Origin of the sequence: Halobacillus faecis, from assembly GCF_007991335.1 — a bacterium.
Classification (GTDB): domain Bacteria; phylum Bacillota; class Bacilli; order Bacillales; family Halobacillaceae; genus Halobacillus; species Halobacillus faecis.
In genome coordinates this window covers 139,495-157,006 of sequence record NZ_BJYD01000017.1, presented here as the reverse complement: position 1 = coordinate 157,006, position 17,512 = coordinate 139,495, and the positions used below count along the sequence as shown (strand labels likewise).

Below are 17,512 nucleotides of genomic sequence, written 5' to 3'. Positions count from 1 at the left end.
TGGTCGGATTATAATAGTATGTATAGCAACTTTTTAGGGAGATCGCATATGAATTTAAGTTTTCAAGATTATATAAGCATTAAGCTTCACCAGACAGATTTGAAGCTGACGAGCTATGTGAAAGCACAGCTGCAGCCTTACAACCTTGCACCCGAGCAGAACTTGATCATGATGCTGCTTTGGGAAAAGGACGGAATGACACAGAATCAGCTGGCTCATCATTTGAAGAAGGATAAGACAAACATTGCCCGCATGGCTTCGAACCTTGAGAAAAAAGGGTTCATCAAAAGGAACTTCTGCACAGAGGACAGGCGTTCGTTGGAACTTTATCTGACAGAAGAAGGGCAGAAGTTGAAGGAACAAGTCCTACCTGTCGCGGAAGCCTTCAATGATGCGGTAACTAAAGGCATTTCAGAAAAAGAACTACAAGAATTGGATCGGCTCCTCACAAAAATGCAAATCAACATTGAAGGGTGAGGAGCGCTTTTTCAAGTGAATAGTAGATATAGCAACTAATTGGGAGGATGGTTGACATGGCGAACTTTCAAAGAGAAGTGAAAGATCATTGGTACGTCCAATATCAAGAAATGGGTTTCCCGGCGATTCAAAAAGGGTGGGTCCTGCCCGCGGACAGGTGGCGCGATTTCGACCCATTTATCCTGATGGCTGAGGATTGGTTCAAAAAAGGGACATTCCCCGATCACCCGCACCGCGGATTCCAAACCGTCACCTATGTCGTTGATGGACGATTGGAACACATTGATAATGCAGGGGGCCGTGATGTTCTTGAGCCCGGTGACGTGCAATACATGAATGCCGGTTGGGCAGCAAGACACGCAGAAGATGGAGTGGAAGATGATATCGCTCATACGCTGCAATTATGGTTGAACCTTCCTGGAAATAAGAAAAATTCCGAAACCATCTATCAAAATGTCTACGGGGAAGACGCTCCTGTCGTTCCTTTTGAAGGAGGATCCGTAAAAGTGTTCTCTGGGAATGTGGCCGGTGTGGAAGGACCACTCAACTCTATCGTTCCTATTACGCTCAGTGAGATCACCCTATCCGAAGACGCAGCATTCACTCTTGATTTACCTGAAAATCACAATGCCTTCGTATATGTTCTTGCAGGAGATGTTGTGGCAGGTGAAAATGAAGTGAATTTGAAAAAGCACGGGGTTGCTACGCTTTCTTTCCTTGAAGAAGGAGAAGGGTCCAGTGAGTTGAAGCTCGTCTCTAAGAAGCGACGAACCAAGGTGCTTGTTTATTCTGGAGCACCGATTCGTGAAGAAATTGTTCCACATGGACCGTTTGTAATGAATTCTATGGAAGAAATCAAACAGGCTTATGATGACTTCCGGAGAGGAAAATTCGGACCTCCTGCTGTATGATGAAAAGATTTATTGGGAAAAACAAAAGACGCTTGGATTTCTCTGATTCAAGCGTCTTTTGTCATGGGCTTCTTCAAAAGAACACTCTTCGTATCAATATTGATTTTATCTTCTAATTCCTTGCCTCTTTCTTCTTTTTTTCGACCTCTTCTCCGCTTTATATGCATGATCAAACGCTCCCGATGCAAGAGCAAAGGCTGTTAGCATTCAATACCCATCCACTTTACATCCTCCAAAATTTACGTCCTCAGATTTTCGCCCAATTAGAATAGAAGAAATATTTAGTAAATGCTAGACTTGATATACAGAATTGTCCAATAAGGAGGATGTGGAATGGATTTTAAGATCATAGAGGACTTCCAAGCATTTACAGACTTATCCCGACGCTGTTACCCTGGCATGAAATTGCACTCTAAAGAAGAGCAGGAAAGGTACACGGAACATAGGAGGAAAATGGCTCAAAAGGATGACATTCATACAATCGGTCTTTATGAAAAAGAACAGCTCGTAGGTGGATACATTGCCTATGACCATGTCATGAATGTATATGGTCAGCAAGTACAAGCTGGTGGAATCGGAACTGTAGCGGTCGATCTTCCATATAAGAAGCAAGGGTACGCGAAGCGGATCATTCAGCATTTTTTAGCAGATGCGAGAGACAAAGGGCAGACAATCGCCCACTTGTATCCTTTCCAACCATCGTTTTATAAGAGGATGGGATTTGGGTTGGGTCCGCGGCTGTCGACCTATCATTTTCACCCCTCGCAGCTTCCTTCCTACAATGAAGGAGAGAAGGTCGAAGTGTTGAATGCAGCTGATCAGGATGAGGTGAAGGCATGTTATGACACATGGGCAAAAGAAAATCATGGGGCGACGGCCATTCCTCCGTATGGGTTCTCATTTCTTGAAAAAGAAGGACTTCATACATTCGGTGTGAGAGAATCTGGAATAATCACAGGATACGTGACGCTTGAATTCAAGGAAGGCGATCACTTTTTACAAAACGATGTTCATGTCAAGAACTTCTTCCACACGTCGACAAAAGCCTATCGCACGCTTATTCAATATCTACATAATCAAAAAGACCAGGTGCGTTCCATCTATTTCCCAACGTTTGATCACGACTTTGCTTATTCACTGAACGATCCTGTCCATGTGGATGAACAGCTCATCTTTTCCATTTACCATAAAGTCAGTGAGGAAGGCCGGGGATTAATGTATCGGATTTTGGATATTCCTGCTTTTCTTGAAAAAATGGTTGGGACCTGTTTCGGAACGGATACGGTTAAGGTCGGCTGGAAAGTGAAGGACTCCTTTTTGAATGAAACGTACAAATCGGTCTGGCAGTTTACGAATGGAAAGCCTGCGGCCACAGATGGGGAGGCTGAAGTAACCATTGAGATTGATATCGCTCATTTTTCTTCTTTGATGATGGGCTGTGTATCGCTCTCTAGTTTGTTGAGAAGTGGAGCAGCTGTCAGCGATGGACGTACCATTGGACTTTTTCAGTACCCGGATCAGCCGAAATCCTGGACATTTTTCTAACAGAAACCATACCTATATAACATGCTAGGTGTGGGGAGAGGGAAAGATGAGAAGGAACCAAGTATTCGCTGCCGTGGAGCGTTTTGAAAGCGGTCCTTTTGCAAAAGTGCTCGAGGCCTTTCGGGTACGGTATGAAACGATCGGGGAGACAGCAGGAACCATCTACACGACTCCGCTTTCATATGAAGAGCTTGTCGCACTGGCTGACTTTATGGATGTCAGTGTGTACGCTTTGGAATTACAGAGGAAACTTTCTTTAAAGAATTTTGAAGAGAAATTGCAGTCTAAATATCCCGGCGTGAAGCTCGATCAGCTGCTGGCTGTATATTTTGAAAAGGAAACTGTTCAGAAATAATCTGGTACCAAGGTTGACGCGGTTTGGATAGGGGTATATAATAAAGTTAATTATTCTTGTTCGGTTAGGAATGAAAGCTAAAGGAACTTGAAAGTGACTTTCGTCTTGAATGAATAGGCAGAGCAATTATAGTAATACAATGTGGATCATCATCCACGCAGGAGGTAACAACATGTTACAAGGTACAGTTAAATGGTTCAACGCAGAAAAAGGTTTCGGATTTATTGAAGTAGAAGGTCAAGACGACGTATTCGTACACTTCTCTGCTATTCAAGGCGAAGGGTTCAAAACTCTAGAAGAGAACGAACAAGTTTCTTTCGAAATCGTTGAAGGCGACCGTGGCCCACAAGCGGCTAACGTTCAAAAATAAGTAAGACAAAAAGACTTCCGACTCGTTCGGAAGTCTTTTTTTGTGGCAAAAATACCGTTATGTTTAACAAAGTCACCGATAAAAGCGCAAAACCCACCAAAAATACGCCAAACCAACTGATAAATAGCGAAAACCTACCGATACACGGAGAAAAGTCACTGATAGAATCAGAAGTTGCTAATATGTGGTTGGAAGTTGCCAATAAAAGAGCGAAACCTGCTAATATATGGCATGAAGGTGCTAATAAAACGACCAAACCTGCTAATATATTGCGCAAACCTGCTAATAAAACCTACTCCCCAATAGCTCCACCAAAAAAGCCAGACTCCATAAAGAGTCTGGCTTCATTTCGTTTACACCCACGTATAATCTTTTCCCCAGCTTTCCTGAGCAAGCTGACGGATGCCGTCAACGATGGAATTTTCCACTGCATACGCATCCCCTTGCTCATAAGGGTTGTAGTGGAATGCATATAACCGGGAAACGAATTCGTGGAAAGGAAGGGAGCTTTCGCCTTCCATTTCACCATTCCCGATGACGCTTGGCTCAATGTTCTGGCCCCAGTTTTGGGAACCATCATTGTTCGGGTTATAAAAATAGATTCTCTCCTCACCATTCGGGTCTTTCGATATTCTCGTAATGGAAACGGCATGGAGGCCGAGCAGTTTGCCGTGCACGTTCGTGATGAAAATGCCGACAGGGTTCGGGTAAATCAATTCATAATCATCGTTATACTCCGGATGGTGTGTGGCATAGAAAAGTTTGACGAATCCAGTGTAGTCAAGAACATAACCGGTGATTGGATCAAACACAGAGCTGAATCCTTTCTGCACCCAGTTTCCATAAAAGGCCGGGTTGACCCAGCGGTGACCGTCTTCTCCTCTCAAAGCTACACGCGTCATCATTTCACTGTAAATCTTGTCCAGGTGAGGCACGAGGACAAGGGATACAGGATCAAGTTCTTTATCAAGGTCCGGAGCTAGTCCGCCTTTCAGCTCTTTTGAGTGAATCGGTGTTCCTTCAAACGTGAAGTCAAGGTCGCCATCACGTGCCGCACGTGGAATGATTTCCAACAAGAAGCCAGGGGCGTGCTGTGCCCATAAGCTGATGCCGCGGGCAGCCTGACAGGTCGGATTGAATCCCTGTCCAACGCCGAGTGGCTGACCGAGTACTTGAATGGTACCGGCGACAAGGATGCTATTCGCGGTGACACCTTCGCCTGTATTCGTCGTTGAATTAAGCGCGTGTCGTACATCCGGGCGGATATCAAGTTCTACCAATCGCCTTAGACCCGGTGCGACAGGGGAATGAGACAATACTCCACGTTCAAGTAACATCGACAGGCCATAAATCGCCTGCCGGGTACCAGGGAAAATAGAAGCCCGGATCAACTGGATGACAAGTTCCCGATGCTCCTCGAGGTTAGCGCTGCCTTTACTGTTTAAATTCAGCGCATAAGCAAGAAGCGCAGGATTCCTTTTGCTCAAAAAGCGAATCAAGGTTGCATGATGTGGAGATACGAGGCCCGTTTCGCGCATGGACTGTGCGAGTGCGACACTCTCAGAAATAAGGTCTGTGCGTGTGAGTGTTTTCAACTGTGAACGGTACGCGTTGACGTCATTGAATTGTTCACTCAGTTTAGACGGTCCTTCAATGGCTGCAATGAATTGCTTCAATTCTGTCTTCCCTTGGTCATCCGAATCTTGATCGAGCATTTCCTTTGCCATCTTGATCATGGATACAATTCTTTTCACCATGATCGGACGTTGCGCCGTTAGTCGCTTGATTTCATAAATTAGGGTTTGGATCAGTGCACTTGATGAAAGATGAGTGGATAAGAATTGAAACAATTTCCCTGCCTTCTCATCATTCTCATGTTTTTCAATCCTGGAACTTTCACTGGCGTCTGGGAAAAGGAGGTTCAAGTTCAGGACCATCACTTCATTTAAAAATTCTTCGGCCATTTCAGGTGAAACGTTCGGGTTCGTCGCTTTTCCTTTAGCAATGGCGAGCATACGCAATTCGCTGAGGACTTCGATGATCATAGGAAGTCCTTTCGCTTTTAGGGACCCGGCTACAAGGGGAGGCTGGAGTTTTTCTGCTGTCTCCCATGGTCCATCTTGAAATACACCCGCTTCTTCCAAACGTCCGGCATGCTGATATAAGTTTTCAAAGCCATCCTCTGCTTCAATGAGGCGGTTCGCTTCCTGGTACACATCTGTCTGGTACTTGGATTTTGCAAAGGATGGAGCTCTATCTAATTCGTCTAAAGCATAGATGAAACGTTCGACAAGGGCACTCGTCGTCTGAGGCATAAAACCTCTCCTTTCTCTATCGCTTGCGTTTATACGTAAAAGTTGTACTGCTCGTATGTCTTCAGCAAATCGGTCATCTCTTCACTGTCACGGCCATAGAAAAAGATCGTTCCATAATGGTTTCCGAAGCCAACGCGCTCGGCTACTTTCCCTTGAGGAGGGGTGAACATATCATGCTTTTCAAAATATGGATGATCCTCAAGCTCTTCAGGGATTTTCAAGTCTTCAACGTAATCTACATTCGGGTGAACCATTAGACACCCGGCGTAGTTTTGATAATCGTAAGGGTCTGGGAAAAATTCGCGGATTTCTTCTTCTGTTGTATTCGGATCACTGCAAAGGATTTGAGCTTCATAGGCGCTAAATCCGTAAGCGCGTTCAATCAACTCGAAAATATGACCTCCAGGTACGCGGGCCGCTACCTCTCCAAAGTGGAGCGTTCCGTCCTGGGTGATGAAGTATTCGGGGTGGATGACGCCGTACTCGATTTCGAAAGCGTCGACCAGTTGTTGGACCGCACGTTCAATTAGAGGACGTTTTTCCTCTAAGCTTGGGGAAGCAGGAACGAAGTTGGAATGACCAAGCTTCACATACTCCGTAATATTAAGGAAGCGCACTTTGCCTTTATGGATGAACGCCTCACAGGAAAATTCCTGTCCATCAAGGTGACTTTCCATCAATAATGGGAAATCCGTATCCTGAATCCGTTCAATGTCTTTATTATTATAGATGGCTAAGTGACCGACAGAGCCGGCTTTGTCCAACGGTTTAACATGGATCGGATCGAGGTGATCGCCTTCCAGTTTCAACAAAGCTTCGTTCACGCGTTTCAAGAAACGTTTAACATCTTCCTTCTCGTGAGCCTCTTCGAAAACGCCGACTTTAATACCGGAAATTTGTGCTTTTCGTTTCATCATCCCTTTGTCGCGAAGCAATAAAGAACGGTTGAATACACGAGGGTCTTCACGGAAACGAGCGTTCAGCGCCCCGGCCCATTCCACACATTCTTCATATAAAGGAACGGCAACTTCAACACCCATGTCTTTCAACTGTTTGTACAAATGATCAGAGCTTTCATTGAGCTTATTGAAGTCCCATCCTACAAATGGAATTTCGTGCTTTTCTGCATATGTTTCAAACTCTGCAGGTCCGACAACGACGAATGGGCGGTTCATACGAGCTGCAGCCTCAATGGCCTGCACACTCCATCCGACTAAAGCCGTGTAATACGGTTTCGTTTTAACCGTCTCATCCACTGTCGCATTCAATTCAAGTTGATCTAGATCCATTTCGAACCTCTCCTTTGTCAGTGAAAATATAAGTATAAGAAACTTTGACACTGTTACTCTTAAAGTATCAGAATAGGCCAAAAACTGTAAGCTTTATTGTCCTATTCGACAAAACTAGTGTTTCTTCTACATGAAAACGACGAATAGGTATATGGCAATTCCCATCCGGTACGTCGATTTCCCAGGAAATAAAACGAACCATCGATTAAAAGAGTTTAGAAGAAGTGATTTTCGTCAAAAGTATAGTACTGAAAAAGGAAGGTGCCTATGACAAAACAAAAGACCTATCAGGATCGTTTGAAGAAGCTCGACCCTAGGAAAGCGGTGGAACGGGGAAGGGCATATTTTTCGGAGAAAGAATATGGTGAAAAGCTTCGTACCTACAGCAGTCGGATCGGGACTAAAATCGTCTATTATAGTTTGCTTTTGTATTATGCCTTCAAAAGCCCAGATACGCCGAAAAAGGCGAAACTGACGATTGCGGGAGCGTTAGGGTATTTAATCTTGCCTGTAGATGTCATCCCTGACTTCATTCCGGTCGTTGGTTTTACGGATGATAGTGCAGTGATCATTTATGCTGTCTATCAAGTAATCTCTCATATTGATGAACATGTGAAAGAACAGGCTCAGGCAAGACTAGTGAAACTCTTTAACGGGGAAGTTGATCTTGAAGAGTTGGAAGACCCTGTAGAGAAAGCAGAGTAAGCAAGGAGACCATTTCCAGGTTTCCTTGCTTTTTTCATGTTCCACAATCATGTATAATAAGCGTGTTTTGTAAAAGGGAGAAGATACAATGTCATCAACATTCCAACACTTGAAAACAAACGGAGCGTTTTTCAAGTATTTAAATAAAAAGAATCAATATAAACAGCCTGTTCGTGAGTGTATGCTGCGGACGATGGCGAAACTTCAAGATACAAACACGACTGAGCACCGCCCGGGGATGCTGCTTGGGAAGATCCAATCCGGGAAGACACGTACGTTTATCGGAGTAATGGGCCTGGCGTATGATCATGGCTTTGATCTGGTCATCCTTTTGACAAAAGGGACAAATGCGCTCGTCAAACAAACCTATGCTCGTCTTCATGAAGAGTTCGAAGGGGCCATCGACCATGATGCCTTGCAGGTTTTCGATATTATGAACATGCCTGACAATCTACGAAAGTATGAATTATCTCAAAAACTGGCCCTCATTGTGAAAAAGGAGACCCACAATCTCGATCGCCTGAAGCAGGCCGTGCTGGAAACATACCCGGATTTGCAAAATAAACGCGTGCTTTTCATTGATGACGAGGCAGACTTCGCAAGTGTCGCTTACGAATACAAGCGGGAGCAAAACGTCAAGCAAATGCGGGTGATTGCATCAAAAATCAATGATCTTAGAAAAGCGCTTGACCGCCCATCGTTTTTACAAGTCACTGCGACTCCTTATTCCCTTTACTTGCAACCGGAAGAAATGAAGGTCCATGAAGGGAAAGTGTTCGAACCGATCCGCCCGGCATTCACAGAACTTGTTCCTATCCACGACCGTTACATCGGTGGGGATGTTTATTTTGACAAAAGTGAGAAAGACGGTCATCTTGCTTCTTACCTTTATCATGAAGTGGATGAAAAAGAACTGGAGGTCATGAAGAAGATGGATGGCCGCCGTGTCAAAATGGATCGATTATTGAGCCAGAAAAATATTGCGAACATCCGGAAGGCGGTTGTGAACTTTATCGTAGGCGCGAGCATCCGCCGTTTTCAGCAGCGCATGAAAGGTCGGAGAGAGCAAAAGTATTCTTTTATCATCCACACCGAACGTGGGAAAAATGCGCATGCCTGGCAGGCTGAATTGATCCAAGGTTTCGAAACGTTGCTCATCGAGGCCGCTCGATCGGAATCGGAAGAGTTTCAAAGGCTCGTCCGTGAGTCTTATGACGACCTTATCCGGTCAGTGAACACACTGAAAAAGACACCGGCTCCTATATTTGAAGATGTCTATGAAGAAGTCCGTCATTCATTAGATGAAGAATATATGGTAAGTAGTGTGGTCAACTCGGAAAAAGATGTCACCGAACTCCTCAATCATAAGGGGGAATTGAAACTCCGAGCACCTATGAACATTTTTATCGGCGGGCAAATCCTCGACCGGGGCGTGACGATTCATAATCTTATCGGCTTTTTCTACGGAAGGAACCCGAAGTCTTTCCAACAGGATACGGTTTTACAACACTCCCGGATGTATGGAGCAAGACCTGTCGCGGATCTTGCCGTTACTCGTTTTTACACCACGCAAAAAATATATGGAGTTATGAAGCGAATCCATGAGTTCGACAGGGAGCTGAGGAACGCTTTCGAACGAGGCGGTCATCACAAAGGTGTCGTTTTTATTCAAAGAGATCTCAACGATACAATTATGCCTTGTAATCCAAACAAAATCTTATTATCAAGCCTTACGATGATTAAGCCACACAAGCGTATGCTGCCTGTCGGTTTCCAAACGGGGTATAAAACGCATATCGAAAAAACGATACGCAGGATCGATCAGCTTGTCGAAAAAGCGATCAATAACGCACATGTCACCAAGGATGGTGCCTACCTTGTTCCAGTAACAAAGGTTAAGGAAATCCTCAGTCTTGTTCATGAGACGCTTGAAATGGAAACAGGCTATGATTTTTATCTTGATGAATATAAAGGAATCCTGGATTACTTGAGTTCGGAGGCTCAGGAAGATGCTTTTGTCTGGCTGCTTACAAAAAGAAACAGGCAGATTCGTCGCTTTAAACAGGATGGTAAGTTCGAAAATTCTCCTGATACTCCAGGTAAAGGTACGGGTGAGATGACAATGGCAAGAAAAGTAGCTCAACAACACCCGGCCTTGATTATGCTTCGTCAGGAAGGAAAAAAAGAGCATGGTTGGCGGGGAGCGCCATTTTGGTGGCCTGTCCTCGTTGCACAAGCAGAAACAGCTCCGACTGTGTACGCAAATAAGACGATCCATGGATAGTAAAGAAGTCTGGCCAATAGGACAATTGGTACAGGCTTTTTTTCTATTCCATTTATAAAGGGTGTTGTATAATAGGAGAAAAGATTGATGTCGAAAAAAGGATAGAGGTGGAAGCAATGGAAGTGGTCGGTGAATATAACGGATGGCTCGTGCTTTTGTCAGTAGTGGTTTCCATCTTGTCTTCTTATACAGCTTTGCAAATTGTGAACCGCATGGCTTCCGTTCAACATACCAGGTATAAATGGCTGATCCTGGGAAGTCTGACTTTCGGTGGTGGCATCTGGTCGATGCATTTTATTGCCATGCTTGCTTATGACATGGGAATGCCTGTTGTGTACGACGTTGTTTTGGTTGTATTAAGTATAATAGCTGCTGTTGCTTCCAGCTTCACCGCCTTTTTTATTATTAGTAAAGGGTTGGATAAGAAGGTCTGGCGGCTTACGGGAGCGCTGTTAATTGCTTTGAGCATCGTGTCCATGCATTACATTGGGATGGATGCCATGAAGATGAATGCTATGATCGAGTATGAACCATGGCTGGTGGCGGCATCCGGCGCTATTGCATTAGCTGTTTCCTTTGTAGGGTTACGACTCTTCTCCTTATATGCGCAAAAAGAGAAAAGCGATAACAGAAAGGACCATTTGAAAAGATGGGGAAGTTCCACGTTCATGGGGATGGCGATCTGCGGGATGCACTTTACGGGGATGGAATCGGCTACCTTTTTTATGGGACCAAGCCAATCGCCGATCAGTGGTCCCGTAGTTGATCCGACAATGCTCGCCTGGCTGATTGCTGGAGGAGTTCTCTTAACCATCGGATTTCTGATTGCGTTAATCAAATTTGATACGGAAATAGAAACGACAAACACGCGTCTTGAGGTGGCTAACGAAATGTATCGTTCTATTTTGGAGTCCGCCAACGATGCGGTTGTAACATCGGATGAAAAAGGGGTTGTTCTGGCCTGGAACAAATCAGCTGAGCGGACGTTTGGATATAGGGCTGATGAAATGATTGGTGAGCTTTTAACTAAAGTGATGCCCGCACATTTTAGGGATCCCCATCAAAAAGCCATCGAGAGATATAAACAAACCAAACACGCCCATGTGATTGGAAAGACCGTAGAACTTGAGGGTTTACATAAAAATGGATCGAAATTTCCAATGGAGCTCTCCTTATCGACCGTAGAAGATGAAAGAACCACCTACTTTACAGGCATCATCCGGGATATTACAGAGCGTTTCGATAATGAAAAACGGATCCGTGAACTGGTGTATAAAGATGACTTGACCCATCTGCCTAACCGGCGAGCTCTTTATGAACAATTGGCTGGGTATATTCAGGACGTCCAAGAAAACCTGGCTGTCATGTTTTTGGATTTTGACCGGTTTAAGCAGGTCAATGACGTGTATGGCCACCGGATGGGGGACTTGTTGCTAAATGAAGGGGCTGTACGGGTGAAATCCCTCCTGACCCAAAGAGCTCTCCTGGCCAGGCAGAGTGGGGACGAGTTTATCATTGTTCTCCCCGACACAGGTTCGGAAGGGGCAAAAGAAGTGGCGGAGTTGATCATAGAGGAAATTGCCACTCCTTTTACAATAGAAGATAGAGACCTTTATATTTCAGGTTCGATAGGTATCAGTCTCTATCCAGAGGATGGCACCACTCCCGATCTTCTTATCAAGCGCGCAGATACATCGATGTATCAGGCAAAACAAATGGGTGGAGGACAGTATTGTTTTTATACGGAAGAAATGGATCAGCACATCACTCGGAAACTCCAACTGGAAAACGGGCTGAGGAAAGCCGTTGAAAAAGAAGGTATTGATGTGTATTACCAACCGCAAGTAGACGTTTATTCCGGGAAAATTATTGGCTTCGAAGCCCTGGCTCGCTGGAGCCACCCGGAACTTGGTTTCATAGGCCCGGACGAATTCATCCCTCTGGCAGAAGAGACGAAATTAATCGTACCTCTTGGAGAGAAAATCCTGTTCGAAGCTTGTCACCAATATCGCCAATGGATCAATGAAGGACATAACCTGGAGAGGATCAGTGTCAATTTATCAGCAATCCAGTTCATGGACCCAACCATTGTATCTACAGTTGAACGCGTACTTAAAGAAACGGGAGTCGCCCCTGAACATTTGGAGATCGAGCTTACCGAAAGTATAGTACAGGATTCCATACAGGCGCTGCCGGTCATGAACCGCATGAAAACCATGGGGGTTCAACTCGCGTTGGATGATTTCGGGACAGGGTTTTCATCACTCAGTTACTTGAAAGACTTCCCGTTAGATACATTGAAAGTGGATCGTTCCTTTATTCAGACCATTCATGAGAATGAAAAGGATCGGGCGGTTGTGGACACCGTTATACAATTAGCTGAACGGCTCGGGTTAAGTGTCATTGCAGAAGGGGTGGAAACAGAAGTCCAGTTGGATTATCTCCGCAGCCATGGGTGTGCGGAATATCAAGGGTATGTATTTAGCAAGCCATTAAACAAAACGGAAGCGAGTGCTCTTTTAACTCGTTCGATGGCTATGTAGTAAGCAGCTAGGTATGTAATGAAACAGGAGCGTTTCTGCAAGTTTTAGGACAGAAAAAAGACCCAGTGTATGGGTCTTTTTTTCTATTTCTTATTTTTCAATGGGCTCATCAAATAAATCTGTGAATTTGGCGACGTTCTCGTAACTGAATTCGAACGCCATGCGGACTTCACCAAATCCAGGTTGGTAGAAGTACCCCTGAACTTCATAACTGCCCGGGTTTTCTCTGACTTTAGTGAGATGGAAGTATCGTTGGATGAACTGGGCCATTTCCTCCAGTTTCTTATTCCGGACCTTGATCCATTGCCCTCTTAATTCTTCTGTTGGAAAGTCAGATTCTTTTAACATTTGCTCACTCCTCTAAGGAAATCAAAGCTATGAAACTGTTTGTTACCATTATACTATAAAAGCTCACAGCGATTTTCAACTGCTATCCGAAAATTATGACACTCTCCCTTAACCTCTAAAAGCTTATGAGCATGTGAACTAGATTATTAGTCTATTTTTGAGAGAGTATCATGTGAAGGTGGAAATTTTTTTAGAATGTTCTTTACCTTTACGTAACGTTACCCTTTATAGTGGGATTTGAAAAGGGGGATTCATTTTAATGATGAAGATTACCGAAGTAGCGAAGAAATTGGGCACCACGCAGAGGACGATTCGTTTTTATGAAGAAAAAGGATTGATTGCACCGAAAAAAGCGAGCAATGGATACCGGATATATACAGAGGAAGAGGTCGGGGATCTGCGTACCATCCTTGCTTTGAGGGAAGTTGGATTATCTACAAAAGAAATTAAAAAGGCTTTGGATCACAATGATGACTTTACGAATTATTTACATAACCAGCGTTCGTGGCTTTATGAAGAAATGCTGCAGATCAGAGATACGGTGGCAACGGTGGAACGTATGATTGAGGTCAGTCGAAGAGAAGAAGAGGAGGAATCGATGATGGATATGGCCCGTGAGTTAAAGGCTTTGAAAGAGAAGCGGACGAACTGGCGCGATCGTTGGAATTTTGATGAACAGGCGGAAGACTATGATGACAATATTAAAACAACGGGGTACCGCTTCAATGTTCATGAACATTATAATGAGGCTCTATCGAAGGCTCATGCTTGGGTGGAAGCATCTGCTGAGGAGAGGGGTGTGGATATCGGTGCAGGAACAGGGAACTTGACCGGATTATTCTTGCAGCAGGGCATACCGATGGTTGCTGTCGATCAGTCGAAAGAGATGTTGAAGGTGTGTGCAGAGAAACACCCTCAAACGGATACACGTCTGGGTCATTTCCTTTCTCTTCCTTTAAATGATAAAGAGGCGGACTTTATCGTCTCGAGCTACGCGCTCCACCATTTAACAGATGAGGATAAAGAGCTTGCCCTTGCAGAGATGGATCGTACCCTGGGTGACAACGGGCGAGTAGTCATTGCTGATTTAATGTTTAGAGATGACTCACACAGAAAAAGCGTACTCGAGAGTTATCAAGAATCAGGGAACGAAGAAGCGGTGGAAGCGATTGAAGATGAGTACTATGCCGACCGCTCACGCTTAATCAGATGGTGGGAAGAACATGGTTATAAAGTGGAAGCCCATCCGTTTAATTCGATTCTCCACCTTCTCTACGCTGAAAAGGTTGAAAGGAGAATACCAAATGAATGATTATATTCAGACGATGCGCCGTATGATCGGCCACGAAACATTGCTCACAGTCGGTTGCGGGGCAATTATAGAAGATGGGGATGGCCGTATTCTCCTGCAAAAACGTTCTGATTATGGAGTGTGGGGCATACCGGGCGGGCTTCTTGAAATTGGCGAGAGCTTCGATTCGGCAGTTAAACGGGAAGTGAAAGAAGAAACCGGACTTGATCTAAAAGCGATGGACTTGTTCGGCATTTATTCAGGTGAAACAGGTTTTGCTACATACGAGAATGGAGACAGGGTGTTTAGTGTCCAGATCATCTTTCGCAGCAGCTTCTATGAAGGGGCACTGACGACAAACGATGAGAGTAAGAAGCAGGCTTTCTTTTATGCTGAGGAAATACAAAAAAATCTTCTGAATCCTCATCAGGCGCCCTTTATTCATGATTGGCTGAGTGGAACTCGTACACCAGTCATCCGCTGATGGATCCTTTTCATACTTTCCACAAATTTTCCACATTTGTAAGAAAGACAAAATATTCCTTGAAGAAGCCTTGTCATGACAGTGTTCAGAAGGTCGCTTGTGTGAAGGGGGACTCGTGACCGCCGATATAGGTGTGTTTACAGACGGTGGTTCCGTGTTACAATGGCTAACACAACGATGAATAAAGGAGAAATGACATTGAATAAAAAGTGGTTATTAAGTTTACTCTTTGTAGCGTTCGTTTCTTTACTAGCTGCCTGCGGTAACGATGAAGAAGGCGCTTCTGATAATAAGGAACAAGAAAAGCAGGAGGAAACAGAACAAGCAGAATCCGGTGAACAACCTGAAGCACCTGAACCAGATCTTGAAGGTGTCCCTGAAGTTGTCGCTAGTGTAAATGGTACAGAAATTAAAAAAGAAGAATTCGAAACGACTTATAAAGGACAGTTCCAGCAAGCAGCGATGCAGTCTCAAATGACAGGCCAGGAACTTGATCAGGATCAACTGAAGAAACAAATAGCTGAAAGCCTGGTAGGACAAGAGCTATTGGTACAGGAAGCCAACAATCGTGAATTTACGGCGTCTGAAAAAGAAGTAGACCAGACACTTGAGGAATATGCAAAGCAACAGCAAGTCGGTTCCGTTGATGAATTTCTTGCAGCGCTTAAAGAACGAGGAATGAGTGAGAAGGAAGTAAGATCTCAAGTTCAGACTCAAGTTAAAATTGATAAGCTGATTGCTGAAGAGGCTGGAGATGTAAAACCTTCAGAGGAAGAAATCAAAGAAGCTTATGACAAAATGAAAGAACAGCAAGAAAGTATGGACACAGAACAAGAAGTACCTTCCTATGAAGAAGCTAAACCAACAATCGAACAGCAGTTGACTCGTCAAAAAGAAGGACAAGCGACTCAAAAACTTGTCGATAACCTTCGTGAAGATGCAGAAGTCACAGTTAATCTATAAGACAAACAAGAAACCAGACCTTATAAGGTCTGGTTTCTTTCATGTATTTTATGGAATTGGATGATTTTGTAAGACCTGGTCACCCATTTTATGGGTGACCAGGTCTTACATATTTTTACATCCTTCATATTTTAAATGAACATGGATACGAAGATGGCTGTGATGAAGCTTGCGAGTGTTCCTCCGATGATGGCTTTTAGTCCCAGTTTAGCGACTTGGGATTGTTTGTTGGGAGCTAATGAGCCGAGCCCTACAATCAATTGACCGATGGATGACAGATTCGCGAAGTTACATAAAGCAACGGACATAATGGCCACTGTCTTTGGTGACAATTGATTCACCATTTCCTGCAGGTCCCGGTAAGCCAGAAACTCGTTGGCAGCAAGTTTTGTCCCGATTAATGAAGCAGCTTGGAAAGCATCAGGAATTGGAATGCCTATCAATATGGCGAATGGATAGAACAAGAATCCGAAGATCGTTGATAGGTCGGTATTAACGACACCTAACAATCCATTGACCAATGCTATTATGCTAATGAAAGCAATCAAGAGGCCACCAATGTTCAAAGCGAGTTTCACACCATTGACAGCACCATCAGAGATCGCTTCAAATACATTTGCGTGACCTGAACCGGCCATCCGGACATTTCCATCCAGTTCGGATTCTTCCACCTCGGGTTCAATGAGCTTGGCAACAACCAGTGACACGAATGGTACGCTGAAAATAGAGATTAATAGATATTTCAAATCAATACCCATTCCTACATAACCGACCAGGATGGCACCGCTGGCTGAAGCTGTTCCTCCGACCATAATCGCAAAGGTTTCAGAGCGAGTCATTCTAGCCAAGTATGGCTTTACGAGTAACGGGGCCTCTGCTACTCCGAGAAACGTATTTCCGACAGCACTGAAGGACTCCACTTTCGATGTTTTTAATAGCTTTCCAACAATCGTTCCTAAGATTTTCACAATAAAAGGTAAAATACGTAGATGATAAAGAGCAGAAATCAAGGCAGATATAAAAATGAGTGCACCTAACACGTTGATCGCAAACAAGAAATTGATATCTGTTTGAGCAAATAGAGGACCAAAGACAAATTCAATCCCTGCCGAGCTGTAATCAATCACGCTCTGGATGAAGAGAGCAGCTTTCTTTAACAACTGTTGACCGATGGAAACATTGAGCATGGTGTACACAAATACGCCTTCTAAAGCTAAACCTGCGAGAATGGTGTGCCACTTCACCATTTTTCGGTTGCTGCTGAGCAGCCAAGCTAAAGCAACGATGGCAAGTAATGAGAGTAGTCCTGTAAGAATGTTCATGAAGTGTTCCTCCTTGGAATAGTTTACGGATTCCTTCTTGTGGAGGTAGGATGTCTGACAACCTAATATAAATAAAAAACCTCTTTCCATTGTAAAAAGGAAAGAGGTAGAACAGGTCATATCAAAGAGCCTGAACGTATCTTTCCTTATAGTCCGGCCATTTACGGTAGCCAGGTAGAGACTTGTGGACCATATTTCCACATTTATATAAGGAATCCGTATGAAGTTGATAGTTTGAAATTCTAGCAGACGAAAAAGAACGTGGCAAGACATTGTTGTAATGTTGTAATATACGAAATGTTCTAAATAA

Annotated in this window: 15 protein-coding genes and 1 riboswitch; of the genes, 11 read left to right on the top strand and 4 right to left on the bottom strand. The window is 44.1% G+C overall.

The features are described from left to right. Nucleotides 1-48 precede the first annotated feature (48 nt). The 5 genes from HFA01_RS09505 (at nt 49) to HFA01_RS09485 (ending at nt 3,658) form a co-directional block, all read left to right on the top strand. On the top strand, nt 49-477 hold the full coding sequence (locus tag HFA01_RS09505) for a MarR family winged helix-turn-helix transcriptional regulator (protein ID WP_146815587.1): 429 nt from the start codon (nt 49-51) through the stop codon (nt 475-477). Nucleotides 478-524: 47 nt separating this feature from the next. After that, nucleotides 525-1,388, top strand: coding sequence for a pirin family protein (locus HFA01_RS09500; RefSeq protein WP_371860326.1), 864 nt, complete (start codon nt 525-527; stop codon nt 1,386-1,388). A 333-nt stretch (nt 1,389-1,721) separates the two neighbouring features. Continuing rightward, nucleotides 1,722-2,933 (top strand): GNAT family N-acetyltransferase, encoded by a 1,212-nt coding sequence (locus tag HFA01_RS09495; protein WP_146815583.1) that lies wholly within the window; start codon nt 1,722-1,724, stop codon nt 2,931-2,933. 46 nt (nt 2,934-2,979) lie between these two features. Beyond that, complete coding sequence (locus HFA01_RS09490; RefSeq protein WP_146815581.1) at nt 2,980-3,288, top strand: hypothetical protein; 309 nt, start codon at nt 2,980-2,982, stop codon at nt 3,286-3,288. Between the two features lie 172 nt (nt 3,289-3,460). Then, complete coding sequence (locus HFA01_RS09485; RefSeq protein WP_089651440.1) at nt 3,461-3,658, top strand: cold-shock protein; 198 nt, start codon at nt 3,461-3,463, stop codon at nt 3,656-3,658. A 353-nt stretch (nt 3,659-4,011) separates the two neighbouring features. Here HFA01_RS09485 and HFA01_RS09480 read toward each other — a convergent pair whose 3' ends face one another. Then, a complete protein-coding gene (locus tag HFA01_RS09480) occupies nt 4,012-5,973 on the bottom strand; it encodes a hypothetical protein (protein WP_146815579.1) in 1,962 nt (653 codons plus the stop codon). A gap of 29 nt (nt 5,974-6,002) precedes the next feature. Further along, on the bottom strand, nt 6,003-7,262 hold the full coding sequence (locus HFA01_RS09475) for an ATP-grasp domain-containing protein (RefSeq protein WP_146815577.1): 1,260 nt from the start codon (nt 7,260-7,262) through the stop codon (nt 6,003-6,005). 267 nt (nt 7,263-7,529) lie between these two features. Here HFA01_RS09475 and HFA01_RS09470 point away from each other — a divergent pair, with 267 nt between their 5' ends. The 3 genes from HFA01_RS09470 to HFA01_RS09460 all read left to right on the top strand — a co-directional run bounded on the left by HFA01_RS09470 (nt 7,530) and on the right by HFA01_RS09460 (nt 12,794). Further along, a complete protein-coding gene (locus HFA01_RS09470) occupies nt 7,530-7,967 on the top strand; it encodes a YkvA family protein (protein ID WP_146815575.1) in 438 nt (145 codons plus the stop codon). An 88-nt stretch (nt 7,968-8,055) separates the two neighbouring features. Further along, nucleotides 8,056-10,251 carry a Z1 domain-containing protein gene (locus HFA01_RS09465; protein WP_146815573.1) on the top strand — a complete coding sequence of 732 codons (2,196 nt, stop codon included), beginning with the start codon at nt 8,056-8,058 and terminating at the stop codon, nt 10,249-10,251. Between the two features lie 116 nt (nt 10,252-10,367). Continuing rightward, a complete protein-coding gene (locus HFA01_RS09460) occupies nt 10,368-12,794 on the top strand; it encodes a bifunctional diguanylate cyclase/phosphodiesterase (protein WP_146815571.1) in 2,427 nt (808 codons plus the stop codon). Nucleotides 12,795-12,884: 90 nt separating this feature from the next. Here the strand turns inward: HFA01_RS09460 and HFA01_RS09455 are convergent, their stop codons facing one another. Continuing rightward, the gene (locus HFA01_RS09455; protein WP_146815569.1) at nt 12,885-13,142 is read right to left on the bottom strand and encodes a hypothetical protein; all 258 of its coding nucleotides are present in this window, start codon (nt 13,140-13,142) and stop codon (nt 12,885-12,887) included. Nucleotides 13,143-13,401: 259 nt separating this feature from the next. Here HFA01_RS09455 and HFA01_RS09450 point away from each other — a divergent pair, with 259 nt between their 5' ends. From HFA01_RS09450 to HFA01_RS09440, 3 genes are all read left to right on the top strand, one after another. Beyond that, nucleotides 13,402-14,454, top strand: coding sequence for a MerR family transcriptional regulator (locus HFA01_RS09450; RefSeq protein WP_146815567.1), 1,053 nt, complete (start codon nt 13,402-13,404; stop codon nt 14,452-14,454). Then, nucleotides 14,447-14,917, top strand: coding sequence for an NUDIX hydrolase (locus HFA01_RS09445; protein ID WP_146815564.1), 471 nt, complete (start codon nt 14,447-14,449; stop codon nt 14,915-14,917). The genes HFA01_RS09450 and HFA01_RS09445 overlap by 8 nt, the downstream gene beginning before the upstream one ends. A gap of 192 nt (nt 14,918-15,109) precedes the next feature. Beyond that, a complete protein-coding gene (locus tag HFA01_RS09440; protein ID WP_146815860.1) occupies nt 15,110-15,880 on the top strand; it encodes a SurA N-terminal domain-containing protein in 771 nt (256 codons plus the stop codon). Nucleotides 15,881-16,011: 131 nt separating this feature from the next. Here the strand turns inward: HFA01_RS09440 and HFA01_RS09435 are convergent, their stop codons facing one another. Further along, nucleotides 16,012-17,202: a NupC/NupG family nucleoside CNT transporter gene (locus HFA01_RS09435; protein WP_146815562.1), complete on the bottom strand. Its 1,191-nt coding sequence runs from the start codon at nt 17,200-17,202 to the stop codon at nt 16,012-16,014. 129 nt (nt 17,203-17,331) lie between these two features. Continuing rightward, nucleotides 17,332-17,433, bottom strand: a riboswitch (purine riboswitch). Nucleotides 17,434-17,512: the final 79 nt, after the last annotated feature.